Origin of the sequence: Xanthomonas sp. WHRI 6106, assembly GCF_040202405.1 — a bacterium.
Lineage (GTDB): Bacteria > Pseudomonadota > Gammaproteobacteria > Xanthomonadales > Xanthomonadaceae > Xanthomonas > Xanthomonas cannabis.
In genome coordinates this window covers 1-12,266 of sequence record NZ_JBEGFC010000018.1, presented here as the reverse complement: position 1 = coordinate 12,266, position 12,266 = coordinate 1, and the positions used below count along the sequence as shown (strand labels likewise).

Genomic DNA, 12,266 nt, shown 5'->3' with positions numbered 1-12,266 from the left:
CGATGCGATGGCTATGACGCAATCGGTCCAAGCCCGTCACCGCCGGTACGCGGCGGTGACGGGCGCACGATCACGGTGCAGCGGCATGTGCCGTGGCCGGCGCTGCATCCGGCGATGCCTTGCAATCGGCCACGGTTTTTTGCTGATAGGAGCGCAACTGCCACGCAGTGGTGGCAGCGGTCTTTGCCCACACGTAGACCCAGTGGTACTGCTGATCGCCATTGCAGGCGTCGATGGTGATCTCGTCGCGCGGTTGGCCACGCACCGGCAGCGGGGCCGCGTCACTCGCGGTGTCGGCGCGCGTGCTCAGCGGACGATTGAACAGGGCGGTGCTGATGCGTACAGGCCCCAGCGCGGCGGCATCGGCCGGCGGCGGTGTCTGCCTGGGCTGCGTGCTCAGCCCGGATTGCTGTTGCAGCCAGGCGTGTATGTTTGCGATGGCGGGGGAGCCGGCTGGATAGTCACGCACGATGCGCATATCCACGTGGTCTGCCCACGCTGCGCTGCACAGCAGAAGGCCGGCGACCATTGCCGACACGTTCACCATTCGCTTCCAGGTCATCATCAGTGCACTCCATGCCGAGAATGAGTGGCAGAGGCTAGCACGCGCTCTGGCATCGCTGGACTCGCTGCGGATCGACTCGGACCGGAACAGGATGATCTCCAGCAGCGCAGAGCGATGCGCGCCCGGGGGCGCTCCTACAACAGCAGGGTGCGTGTTGTCGTGCGGGGCGTCGGTTGTTTGCTCACCCACCAAAATCCCACTGCAGTCCCACCGTATAGGTGCGGTCAGGACCTGGCTCGTAATAGCGCCCATTGCCGTCGTTGACGATCACCGAGCCGACGTACTGGCGTTCCAGCGCGTTGTCGATGCGCGCGAAGATGCGCAGTGCGCCCAGCGAGGTAATCCAGCGCCGCGAGGCTTCCAGATTGACCAGGGCATAGCCGGGTGCGCGTTCGGTGGCCAGGTCGTTGACCACGGTGGCGCCGGAGGCCACCGTTTCGGCGGCGAACTGCCACTGCATCGGCTGCCACTGCCAACGCGCAAACAGCTGCTGCCGCGGCACGCCCGGCAGGCGCGACCCGCTGGCCACCGGCGCGGTGGGCACCGCGCAGCCGCTGCTGGCGCAGGTGAGGTAGCCATCGCGCACTGTGGCGTCGACAAAGGTGTAGGCCAGCTGCAGCTGCTGGGTGGCGCCCACCGGCTGCTGCCAGCTCAGTTCCGCGCCCTGGCGGCGGGTCGCGCCGATATTGCGGAAGGTGCTGCGGCCATTGGTGTTGCTGGCCACTGCCAGTTCGTTGTCGGTGTCGGCGCGGAACAGTGCCACCTGCAACGCCGCGCCGCTTTGCGCGCGCCACTTGCTGCCGATCTCATAATTGCGGCTGGTCGCCGCACCCAGGTCCAGCGCCAGGCCGGCGCCGCCGTCGTTGCGGTAGCCCAGCTCGTTGAAGGTGGGCGTTTCGAAGCCGCGCCCGGCCGAGGCGTAAAAGCGCAGATCGTCGGTGGCACGGAACACGATGCCGGCCACCGGTGTGGTGGCCGAATAATCGCGTTGGCCGCTGTCGTCGGGATTGCGCCCGACGATGTAGTGGTCGTCCGAATCGAAGCGCACCTGGCTATGGCGCACGCCCAGCAGCGCGGACCAGCGCTCGCTCCACTGCCACCACGCCTGCGCGAACTGGTCGATGTTTTCCACCTGGTCACGCTGGTTGCGGCGCAACGCGCCCTTGACGCCCAGCGTATCGCCGACGAAGTTCTCGTAGCCGGTGCGGTGCTGCCGCTGGCGATCGACGTTGGCGCCCACGGTGAGCTGCAGGGGCCGGCCGAGCGCCTGCCCCTGCCAGGCCCAGCGCGCGTCGGCACCTTCATAATTGCTGTCCAGATCGATTACCCCACCAGCGTGCAGCGGGTTGCGCTGCACCGCCACCGGCACCGACAGGAATTGCTCCACGCTGCGCGTGCCGCCATAGGCCATCAGCCGCAGCGTCTGGCTGTCGACCTGCTGGGTGAAGATGGCCCCGGCCTGGCTCTGGCGTACCGACTTGCGGGTGTTGAACTGGGTGGCCACCGCCGTGGCCTGGCGCGGGTCGGCGTTGAACTGGTCGCGGCTCAGGCCCAGCGGATCCTGCGCGTCGGGCGCATCCAGATAGTTGAGCACCAGATCCAGCCGGCGGCCGGGCGCCAGGTCGAAACCCAGCTTGGCGTTCACCGAATCGCGCTTTGCGCGGCTATGGGAGCGGAAGCCGTCGGTGTCGAAATGATTGGCCGCCAGGTTGTAGTGCACCGCGCCCTGCTGGCCGAGCAATTGCGCGCCCACATTGACGGTGGCATTGCTGCCATAGGTGGCGCGCAGCCGCCACGGGTCGTTTGGGGCGCCGTCAGCGCTCCACAGCTGCAGCACGCCGCCGGAGGAGTTGCCGTACAACGCCGAAAACGGCCCGCGCAGCACTTCCACACGCTGCGCGCCCAGCACGTTGAAGTGCGAGAGCTGGCCCTGCCCGTCGGGCATGCTGGCCGGGATGCCATCCACCAGCAGCCGCACGCCGCGCACGCCGAAGGTGGAGCGCGCGCCGAAGCCGCGGATCGACAGCTGGGTGTCCTGCGCGTAGTTCTGGCGGTCGCGCGCCACCAGCCCGGGGATGCCGTCCAGCAGCTCGGACACCTGCGCGCCGCGGCGGTTGTCGTCGTCGGCCGACACCACGGTGAACGAGGCCGGCAGGTCGAAGTCGTCCACCCCGTGCACGCGGGCGGCGTCCACCTGCACGGTGGGAAGGACCTGCAAAGGCGCCGGATCGGCGGCCAGGACGAGCGGCGTGGCGCTCGTGGCGAACAGGCCGCAGGCGGCGGCCAACAGGGTGAGTCTGGGCATGGGGATAGTGTCCCTTATCCGTACTGTGGCCGCATCGTTGCGTACGGAACGAAGCATGCTACGCCCGCCATGGGCTGCTACGATGAAGTGGTTTGGCCCAGCCGCGGCCGAGCACCCCGGAAGTACCCCACTCTTTCGTCCTTCAGCGAGTCATGCCGTGTCCTTCTTTGCAAACGTGGAACAGGTTCCAGGCGACCCCATCCTGGGCCTGACCGAGGCCTACAACGCCGACAGCCGCCCCACCAAGGTCAACCTGGGCGTGGGCATCTATTACGACGAAAACGGACGCATCCCGCTGTTGCGCGCCGTGCACAAGATCGAGCAGCAGCTTGCGCAGGAGGCCAAACCGCGTGGCTACCTGCCCATCGACGGCCTGGCCGCCTACGACAAGGCCACCCAGGAACTGCTGTTCGGCGCCGAGTCGGCGCTGGTGGCGTCCGGGCGCGTGGCGACCTCGCAGACCGTCGGCGGCAGCGGCGCATTGCGCGTTGGCGCAGACCTGCTCAAGAAGCTGCTGCCCACGGCCACCATCGCCATCAGCAACCCCAGCTGGGAAAACCACCGCGCGGTGTTCGGCGCGGCCGGCTTCGAGGTGGTGGACTACACCTATTTCGATGCCGCCAGCCATGGCCTGAACTTCGACGGCATGCTCGCCGACCTGGCCAAGTTGGAGCCGGGCACGGTGGTGCTGCTGCACGCCTGCTGCCACAACCCCACCGGCGCCGACCTGACCCGCGAGCAGTGGAAGCAGGTGGCCGGGCTGTTGAAGGAACGCAACCTGTTCCCGTTCGTCGACATTGCCTACCAGGGCTTCGACAAGGGCATCGAGGCCGATGCGTATGCGGTACGTCTGCTGGCCGCCGAAGGCATCGACAGCTACGTGGTCGCCAGCTCGTATTCCAAGTCGTTCTCGCTGTATGGCGAGCGCGTGGGCGCGCTGTCGGTGGTCTCGGCCACCGCCGCCGAAGCCAAGGCCGTGCAGTCGCAGGTCAAGCGCATCATCCGCACGATCTACTCCAGCCCGTCCACGCACGGCGCCGCACTCGTCGCCGGCGTGCTGACCAGCCCGGAGCTGCGCGATCTGTGGGAGCAGGAACTCACCGAAATGCGTGAACGCATCCACGCCCTGCGCGCAGGGCTGGTGGACAAACTCGCCACGCTGGGCGCGCCGGAGTTCGACTTCATCCAGCGCCAGGCCGGCATGTTCTCGTACTCGGGCCTGACCAAGACCCAGGTGGACCGCCTGCGCGACGAGTTTGCGATCTACGCCGTGGGCACTGGCCGCATCTGCGTGGCCGCCCTGAGCCAGCGCAACCTGGACTACGTGGCCCAGGCCGTGGCGACCGTCAGCCGGGTGTAAGCGGCGCCGACGCGGCGCGCAGCCGCATCGACGTACTGCAGACCGGGAGCGCGCCAGCCTCCCGGTTTTCTTATGCCCGCAGACGCCGCTCCCTTCCCCCGCCCGCGGGGGAAGGTGCCCGAAGGGCGGATGAGGGCAAGCATCGCCATCACCGGCGCCATTCGCACAAATTCGATCAGCCACGCTACAAACCGCGCAGCAAGTGATCGAAATCTAACGGCGCAATGGCGACAATGGCGGCCCACTTCCTACAACAGGCTGCCCGCTCCATGTCGCGTCCCTCGCTGACCCGCTTCCTGATCGAAGAGCAACATGCCGGCCGTATCGATGCGGAACTGCGCCAGCTCATCACCATCGTCTCGCGCGCCTGCAAGCGCATCTCCATTGCCGTGAGCAAGGGCGCCCTGGGCGGCGTGCTCGGCGATGCCGGCACCGGCAACGTGCAGGGCGAGGCGCAGAAAAAGCTCGATGTGCTGAGCAACGACATCCTGCTCGAAGCCAATGCCTGGGGCGGCCATCTGGCCGCGTGCGCCTCCGAAGAAATGGACCACAGCCAGCCGGTGCCCGACCAGTACCCCAGCGGCGATTTCCTGCTGCTGTTCGACCCGCTGGATGGCAGCTCCAACATCGACGTCAACGTTTCAGTCGGCACCATCTTCTCGGTACTGCGTGCGCCCAAGGGCACCGAAAAGCCCGGCGACGAACACTTCCTGCAGCCCGGCACCCAACAGGTCGCCGCCGGCTACTGCATCTATGGCCCCAGCACCATGCTGGTGCTTACGCTCGGCCACGGTACCCACGCCTTCACCCTGGAGCGCGAGGAAGGCAGCTTCTTGCTGACCCAGGCCAACATGCGCGTGCCCGACGACACCGCCGAATACGCCATCAACATGTCCAACCAGCGGCACTGGGAACCGGCGATGCAGGCCTATGTGGGCGACCTGCTGGCCGGCAAGGACGGCGCGCGCGGCAAGGACTTCAACATGCGCTGGATCGCCAGCATGGTGGCCGACGTGCACCGCATCCTCACTCGCGGCGGCATCTTCATCTACCCGTGGGACAAGAAGGACGCGTCCAAGCCCGGCAAGCTGCGCCTGATGTACGAAGCCAACCCGATGAGCATGCTGGTGGAACAGGCCGGCGGCGCCGCAACCACCGGGCGCGAGCGCATCCTGGATATTCAACCGACGCAGCTGCATCAGCGCGTGCCGGTATTTTTGGGCTCGAAGAATGAGGTGGCTGAGGCGACGCGATATCACCTGGAGGCGGATAAGGCGTAAGACTGATTTTCGGCGCAAGCCACACGCAGCACTGATTCACCCAGGACACCCGCCCAGTGCGGGTGTCTTTATGTGTGGCAATCACCGACGGCGCAGCACACGATGACGTGGCGACCGGAGAGCATCGCGCCAACCGTCATTTCTTGCCCTCAATTGACTCCGCTCCGGGCAGAGATGTATACCGCGCTCAGGCCGGAGTGGGACGGTCTACGGGAAGTTGATCTACTCATAGTGCCTTGCAACCAGTCGCATGACTGCCCGCAGGGATCACTTATCGATCAGGGAGTTCACATGAAGACCGCATGCGTCGCACTGGTGGCTGCCGTCATGTTGCAAGCCACACCCGCCTTCTCCGCATCAACCGCGCCATCGCCACTGGTCGGAACCTGGCTGCTGGATACCACCAGCCTACCGATGCCGGCGGCGGTACGCCCCAAACGTGTCGTCCTGGAGTTCAAACAGGTTCCAGGCAACAAGTGGGCAACCAGCGCCGAGATCACCGAACACGACAACAAGAGGCTAGAGGCACACTCCACGCTGTTGCTGGACGGTACGCCGGGTGAGGCCTCGGGTACATACCTGGTCGATCGTGCCGCCGTCAAAATGCCTGAGCCCGGCGTGCTGGTGATGCAGTTGATGTATCAAGGCGTCCCGGCATCCACACGCACCTATACGGTCAGCGCCGATGGCAAGGTCATGACCGAGATTGAAGCCTACTTCAAGGACGGCAACCCGATGATGCGCACGGCGTACTTCAAGCGCGCGCAACGTCAAACCAAGTAAGCGACGTCGAGCCGCGCCACATTACGGCGCGGCTCGACGTGTCTGTGGAGCAGCAGCGGCTTGAAGGCAAGGAGCCTGTATGCGACATCTTTTATCGATCGATATTTCAGCCACATTACGGCGCAGCAAGCCAGTCGAGCAGTTCCTCGGGAGACGTCCAGTCGACCCGACGTACATTCGCCATATCGAGTTACGACCAGCAAACGATTCGATCGAGCTGTGGATTCATGGCGTTGAGGACGTTGGCAGCGAAGGCTACTTCGATCTGTATGATTTCCCGCATTCGAACCGGATGAGCAGCATGCCCCTGCTGCCGTTGTTCCGGACGCAGCCGCCGCCGTCGCGTATGCCCGTACACACCTGGCGGCGTATCCCGATCGCTGGACCAACGTCGGAATTGCCGAGTCCGACTACCTTGACTACATTCAGGCAGGCAGGCCTTCCTGTTGGCCCGTTGTCAGCTGATGCTCAATCTCGATGCCGGCCGGGCAAGCGTTCGGGTTCAACAGCACGGATCCGCCTGAGCTTGCTGTGTCGTAACGTCAATCGCCCGGATACGTAGTTGAGCAGACCAGAGTGCCCATGACCGACATCAAATTCACCGAAGGCGAGCGGGCGGCGATCACGCGCAAGATCCAACGGTATTTCAGTGAGGAACTGAAGCAGCAGATCGGCCGCTTCGATGCGGAGTTTCTGCTGGATTTCTTCGCCGAGGAGGTGGGAGCCTATTTCTAAAATCGGGGCGTCTACGATGCGCAGGCTATCGTTGCCAGCAAGCTGGACGACCTGGGTGAGGCGATCTACCAACTGGAACGTCCTACCGACTTCAGAAAGTAATCAGCCACCTCACGATGCCACAGCACTGGGAAGTTCCACTTCTCCGCTGCGAGTAAGGACAACATGCGCATGTCCGCTACCCGCCGAATACGCCATCAAGTTGCGTTGTTCCGTTGCGTTGTTCAAGGATTCCTGCAAGTGAAGGGTATCACTGCGCAGTTCCGGTCTCCAGCTGGCCAGCATCCTTGAGAAGTGCAAGCGCCCACTCCACGCGGGCCGATGCGGTGGCGATCAGGTCGTCCGGGTGCTCGCCCAGCAGCGCGCGCAGTTGATGCGGGGCAAAGACCAGGTCGACGAAGTGGCTTGCCAACGCAGACGGATTGGCCGGTTGATCCGGGCCGTCCAGGATCGTCAGCTGCACGCGCCGCAGCCCGCCTTCCCAGCCGATGCGGTTGACTTCAGCGGCAAGCGCTGGCGCACGAATGGAGGTGCCGACGACCAGGCGCATCATGGCCACCGTCTGGGGCTGTAATGCATGCGCAAGCATCGCCTGTCCTGCGTGTCTCAGGCGCCCCTCCAGATCCATGGGGACGTTGGCTGCAGCAGGCAGCGGCTGGGTGTCGACATCACGACGGACCACCGCCTCAAAAATGGCGTCTTTGTTGCCATAGCGCGCGTAAAGGCTTGCCTTGCCCGCGCCTGCCAGCCGCGCGATGTCCTCGCACGAGGTGTTCTCGAACCCGCGTTCCAGGAAAAGTTGCAGTGCCGCATCGAGTAAGCGGCGTTCGACATCACCCACCTTATCGAGTGGCGGCCGTCCGCCTTTTGATTTTTGCTTGCCCGCTTTCATGCGCGAAAAGTTACACGCCGCTTGCATCCCCATCAACTGAACGTTATCGTTCAGTTATTCGCTGCATGGTCTGCCAAGCCGGCGAATGACCTGGATGCTGCGTGACAGACAGTTTGCATCTTCTGTTGCAGCTCCCGTTGCCGTCGTTGGCGCAAAAGACCCAAGCGAGAGGTAAGTCGTGACGCCAGATGTGAGATCCCAAATCGTCGTTGCAGGCGCCACCGGCGACCTGGGTGGCCGGATCGCCTTTGCGCTGAAGGACCAGGGAGCCGCTGTCGTTGCCCTTGTTCGCCAAGGCGCCGGGAAGGACCGTGTTGCGGCCTTGCAACGCAGGAAGATCGAGGTTCACTACGTCGAGATGGAAGACGCCAAATCATTGCGTGAAGCGGTCGAGAATGCGGCATGTGTCGTGTCTGCGCTCAACGGTTTGGAAAACGTCATGCTGGGTCAACAGGGAAAGCTGTTGCATGCAGCGGTCAGCGCCGGCGTGCCTCGCTTCATCCCGTCTGATTTCTCTCTGGACTATACGAAGACACGGCCGGGCGACAATCGAAACCTGGATCTCCGGCGCTGGTTCAGAGATCAACTGGATACCGCGCCGATCGCGGCCACCTCGGTTCTGTGCGGTGGTTTTCTGGAGCTTCTTGAGGGCAGTGCGCGCCTCGTGGTGCCGGGCCGTCGTGTCATGCATTTTGGCGACGCACACCAGCGGCTCGATTTCACCGCCAAAGATGACGTTGCCCGCTACACGGCGGCGGCCGCACTGGATTCCAAGGCCCCAAGGGACCTGCGCATTGCCGGCAACAGCATTTCACCCAACGACATCGCGCAACTGCTCACCCAACTCACCGGGCAGCGCTATCGCACGCTCAGGCCCGGCGGGCTCGGGACGATGTCGGCAATCATCAGTGCGGTACGTGCACTCACGCCCGCAAGCGATGATCCCTTCCCTCCCTGGCAGGGCATGCAATATCTGCGCGACATGATGAGCGGGCGCGGCAAACTGGCCCCACTGGATAACGATCGCTACGGTGCGCGCTCCTGGCAAACAGCCCGCCAGACACTGGCCAACACGTATGCACGGGAGTCTTGAGATGCGCGATGGCATTGCAGCGTTCCACATCCAGGTTGCACAAGCGGAGCTGGATGACCTCGCACAACGGCTTGGGCAAACCCGTTGGCCGAGTAGGGAAACCGTGGAGGACCACAGCCAAGGCCCGCAGAGCGAGCGCATCCGGCGCCTGGTGGACCGCTGGCAATCTGGCTACGACTGGCGTGCGACCGAGCGGTTGTTGAATGGCTGGAACAGCAGTCGCACCACGATCGATGGACTGAAAATCCAGTTCCTGCATGTACGCTCGCCGGAGCCCGATGCGCTTCCTTTACTGCTGACGCACGGGTGGCCCGGATCAGTGCTCGAATTCCGCGAGGTGATCGGCCCGTTGAGCGACCCGGTGGCCCATGGCGGGCAGGCGTCGGACGCGTTTCATCTCATCATCCCATCCTTGCCTGGTTTTGGCTTCTCTGCAAAGCCAACCGCCCGTGGCTGGGGCGTCGGGCGCACGGCTGCCGCATGGGTCGAACTGATGCGCCGCTTGGGGTATGGCGAGCGTTGGGCCGCACAGGGCGGCGATTGGGGCAGTGCGATCACCACCGCGCTTGGATTCATGCAGCCACCGGGCCTGGTGGGCATCCATCTGAACATGGTGATGTTCGAACCCACCACGCAGGAAATCGCCGAAGCCACACCGACCGAGCAGAAGATGCTGGAAGACGCCCAGCGCTACCACACCGAATTTTCCGGCTATATGAAGCTGCAAAGCACACGTCCGCAGTCGGTGGGCTTCAGTTTGGCTGACTCCCCGGTGGGCCTGGCTGCATGGATCTATGCACTCTTTCAGGATGTCTCACAAAGCGACGGCGACCCGGAGAACGTGTTCGCCTTGGACCACCTCATCGATGACATCATGCTGTACTGGCTCACGAACGCAGGGCCCAGCTCTGCACGCCTGTACTGGGAAGCCGCGCATGAGGCCAAGGCGGAGCTGCCTTCGCATCCAATGCCCACGCCAACCGGCATTAGCATGTTTCCTGGGGAGCAGGTGCGCGTTTCCCAGCGCTGGGCACAACGACGCTTCGCCGACCTCCGCTTTTTCGGCGAAGCGGAGCGGGGTGGACATTTTGCGGCGATGGAGAACCCGTCGGTCTTTGTGGATCATCTGCGAGCGACCTTTCGGTCTCTTCGGTGACGGCGATCGAGCCTGGCATGCCCGCATTGCCTTCGGGCCACGGCCCTGCCGACGGCGCCAACGTCTCCGCATTGCAGGTGGAGCTGCCGGACGCCAAGCCGGCATTGCCCCCTTGACCGCCGTCGCCTGCACGGGCCAGTCTCGGGGGCTGGCGCGGCGGGGAGTCGTGCCGCTGGCCTTCAACGGAGAACCGCCGTGGACCGTCGTACCTTCCTCACCCTGTCCGGCATCGGTGCTGCCGGGCTGCTGCTGCCGCATACGCGCCTGATCGCTGCCGAGCAGCTGCTGGCGCCGAACGATGCGGCCCGCAACCGGCGCTTGTCCGACACCGCGCTCACCACCGCCAAGGCCGCCGGTGCCAGCTACTGCGATGTGCGCGTGGGGCGCTATCTGCGCCAGTTCGTGATCACACGTGAGGCGCAGGTGGAGAACGTGGTCAATGCCGAATCCAGTGGCGTGGGCGTGCGCGTGCTGGCCGATGGCGCCTGGGGCTTCGCGGCCACCAACACGTTGACCAGCGACGGCGTGGCCACGGCTACGCGGCAGGCGGTGGCCATCGCCAAGGCGAATGCGCGCTTGGGCGGCACGCCGGTGCAACTGGCGCCGGTGACGCCGGCCGGGCAGGTCAGCTGGAAGACGCCGATCCGGAAGAACGCCATGGAAGTGCCGCTGCAGGACAAGGTGGCGCTGTTGATGGACGTCAATGCCGCGGCGCTCAACGCTGGTGCCACCTTTGTGGCCTCGCGCATGTTTGCGATTAACGAGCAAAAATATTTTGCCAGCAGCGATGGCTCCTACATCGATCAGGACGTGCATCGTTTGTGGCTCCCTTTCACTGTTACCGCAGTGGACAAGGCCAGCGGCACCTTCCGCACCCGCGACGGGCTGTCTTCGCCGATGGGCATGGGTTACGAATACCTTGATGGCGATGCCAGCCAGAAGCATCACCTGCCAGGTGGGCTGATCGGCTACGGCCACAGCTACGACGCGCGCGAAGATGCGATTGCCGCGGCCAGGCAGGCGCGCGCCAAACTCACCGCGCCGTCGGTGAAAGCCGGCAAGTACGATCTGGTGATCGACCCGAGCAATCTGTTCCTCACCATCCACGAATCGGTTGGCCACCCACTGGAGCTCGACCGCGTGCTGGGTTACGAGGCCAATTACGCCGGCACCAGCTTCGCTACGCTGGACAAGCGCGATGCCAAGTTCCGTTGGGGCAGCGACGCGGTGACCTTCGTCGCCGACCGCACCCAGCCGGGTAGCCTGGGCGCGGTGGGGTACGACGATGAAGGCGTCAAGACCAAACAGTGGGATCTGGTGCGCGACGGTATCCTGGTCGACTACCAATGCACGCGCGATCAGGCGCACCTGCTCGGCAAGACGGCCTCCGATGGCTGCAGTTACGCCGACTCGTGGTCCAACGTGCAATTCCAGCGCATGCCCAATGTCGCGCTGGCGGCAGGCAAGCAACCGCTTGGTGTTGCCGAGATGATCAAGAACGTCGAGCGCGGCTTGTACATTCACGGGCGCGGTTCGTACTCGATCGATCAGCAGCGCTACAACGCGCAGTTCGGCGGGCAACTGTTCTACGAAATCGAAAATGGCCAGGTCACGCGGTTGGTGGAAGACGGTGCCTACCAGATTCGCACGCCGGAGTTCTGGAATGCCTGCAGTGCGGTGTGCGACCAACGCGATTTCCGCCTGGGCGGCTCGTTCTTCGATGGCAAGGGCCAACCGAGCCAGGTCTCGGCAGTCTCGCATGGATCGTCCACCGCACGCTTCGATGGCATCAACGTGATCAATACCGCGCGTTCGTTGGGGTGAGGGCTGCGAGCAAACGGGTGGCAGTGTCTTTGCTAAGGCAGTCTTACGTGGAAGTAGGTGGGGCGCTACTATCAACGAGTGTCGGCTGGTGGTTTTGTTGAAAAAAATGTCGCGTCGACAGCTTGCAGACTGCTTGTTGAAACCTGCGCGCACCGACCATCTCCACTGGCCCTTGCCCGCCCACCGTCGCGGGACTCTTGGCGGCATGGATGCCGCCACGGAGCTACATGGACGTACTTGCAGCGTGTCCCGCGATGGTGGGCGGGCAAGGGC

Annotated in this window: 10 protein-coding genes; 7 read left to right on the top strand and 3 right to left on the bottom strand. The window is 64.3% G+C overall.

Features of this window, described 5'->3' with window-relative positions:
• Positions 1-70 precede the first annotated feature (70 nt).
• Together ABQZ09_RS19485 and ABQZ09_RS19480 are read right to left on the bottom strand one after the other, a co-directional pair.
• A complete protein-coding gene (locus ABQZ09_RS19485) occupies positions 71-478 on the bottom strand; it encodes a hypothetical protein (RefSeq protein ID WP_349777693.1) in 408 nt (135 codons plus the stop codon).
• 268 nt (positions 479-746) lie between these two features.
• Complete coding sequence (locus tag ABQZ09_RS19480) at positions 747-2,870, bottom strand: TonB-dependent receptor family protein (protein ID WP_349777684.1); 2,124 nt, start codon at positions 2,868-2,870, stop codon at positions 747-749.
• A gap of 157 nt (positions 2,871-3,027) precedes the next feature.
• Between ABQZ09_RS19480 and ABQZ09_RS19475 the strand changes: the two genes are divergently transcribed.
• From ABQZ09_RS19475 to ABQZ09_RS19460, 4 genes are all read left to right on the top strand, one after another.
• Complete coding sequence (locus ABQZ09_RS19475) at positions 3,028-4,230, top strand: amino acid aminotransferase (protein ID WP_228313201.1); 1,203 nt, start codon at positions 3,028-3,030, stop codon at positions 4,228-4,230.
• 269 nt (positions 4,231-4,499) lie between these two features.
• Entirely contained in the window at positions 4,500-5,510 is a 1,011-nt protein-coding gene (locus ABQZ09_RS19470; RefSeq protein WP_166749901.1) for a class 1 fructose-bisphosphatase, read from the top strand.
• A gap of 315 nt (positions 5,511-5,825) precedes the next feature.
• On the top strand, positions 5,826-6,293 hold the full coding sequence (locus ABQZ09_RS19465) for a LuxR family transcriptional regulator (protein ID WP_349777692.1): 468 nt from the start codon (positions 5,826-5,828) through the stop codon (positions 6,291-6,293).
• Between the two features lie 582 nt (positions 6,294-6,875).
• On the top strand, positions 6,876-7,028 hold the full coding sequence (locus tag ABQZ09_RS19460; protein ID WP_228313199.1) for a DUF2164 family protein: 153 nt from the start codon (positions 6,876-6,878) through the stop codon (positions 7,026-7,028).
• A gap of 250 nt (positions 7,029-7,278) precedes the next feature.
• Here the strand turns inward: ABQZ09_RS19460 and ABQZ09_RS19455 are convergent, their stop codons facing one another.
• Positions 7,279-7,920: a TetR/AcrR family transcriptional regulator gene (locus tag ABQZ09_RS19455; protein ID WP_228313198.1), complete on the bottom strand. Its 642-nt coding sequence runs from the start codon at positions 7,918-7,920 to the stop codon at positions 7,279-7,281.
• A gap of 178 nt (positions 7,921-8,098) precedes the next feature.
• On the opposite strand from ABQZ09_RS19455, the gene ABQZ09_RS19450 reads away from it, so the two are divergent.
• The 3 genes from ABQZ09_RS19450 to ABQZ09_RS19440 all read left to right on the top strand — a co-directional run bounded on the left by ABQZ09_RS19450 (position 8,099) and on the right by ABQZ09_RS19440 (position 11,993).
• Positions 8,099-9,013, top strand: coding sequence for an NmrA family NAD(P)-binding protein (locus ABQZ09_RS19450; protein ID WP_228313197.1), 915 nt, complete (start codon positions 8,099-8,101; stop codon positions 9,011-9,013).
• Position 9,014: 1 nt separating this feature from the next.
• Positions 9,015-10,169 carry an epoxide hydrolase family protein gene (locus ABQZ09_RS19445; protein WP_349777683.1) on the top strand — a complete coding sequence of 385 codons (1,155 nt, stop codon included), beginning with the start codon at positions 9,015-9,017 and terminating at the stop codon, positions 10,167-10,169.
• A 195-nt stretch (positions 10,170-10,364) separates the two neighbouring features.
• On the top strand, positions 10,365-11,993 hold the full coding sequence (locus tag ABQZ09_RS19440; RefSeq protein WP_349777682.1) for a TldD/PmbA family protein: 1,629 nt from the start codon (positions 10,365-10,367) through the stop codon (positions 11,991-11,993).
• The last annotated feature ends 273 nt before the right edge of the window (positions 11,994-12,266 follow it).

Coding starts and splice junctions, on each gene's coding strand:
- ABQZ09_RS19485 (WP_349777693.1), bottom strand. CDS start 478: ATGCGCATCGTGCGTGACTATCCAGCCGGCTCCCCCGCCATCGCAAAC.
- ABQZ09_RS19460 (WP_228313199.1), top strand. CDS start 6,876: ATGACCGACATCAAATTCACCGAAGGCGAGCGGGCGGCGATCACGCGC.
- ABQZ09_RS19470 (WP_166749901.1), top strand. CDS start 4,500: ATGTCGCGTCCCTCGCTGACCCGCTTCCTGATCGAAGAGCAACATGCC.
- ABQZ09_RS19445 (WP_349777683.1), top strand. CDS start 9,015: ATGCGCGATGGCATTGCAGCGTTCCACATCCAGGTTGCACAAGCGGAG.
- ABQZ09_RS19480 (WP_349777684.1), bottom strand. CDS start 2,870: ATGCCCAGACTCACCCTGTTGGCCGCCGCCTGCGGCCTGTTCGCCACG.
- ABQZ09_RS19455 (WP_228313198.1), bottom strand. CDS start 7,920: ATGAAAGCGGGCAAGCAAAAATCAAAAGGCGGACGGCCGCCACTCGAT.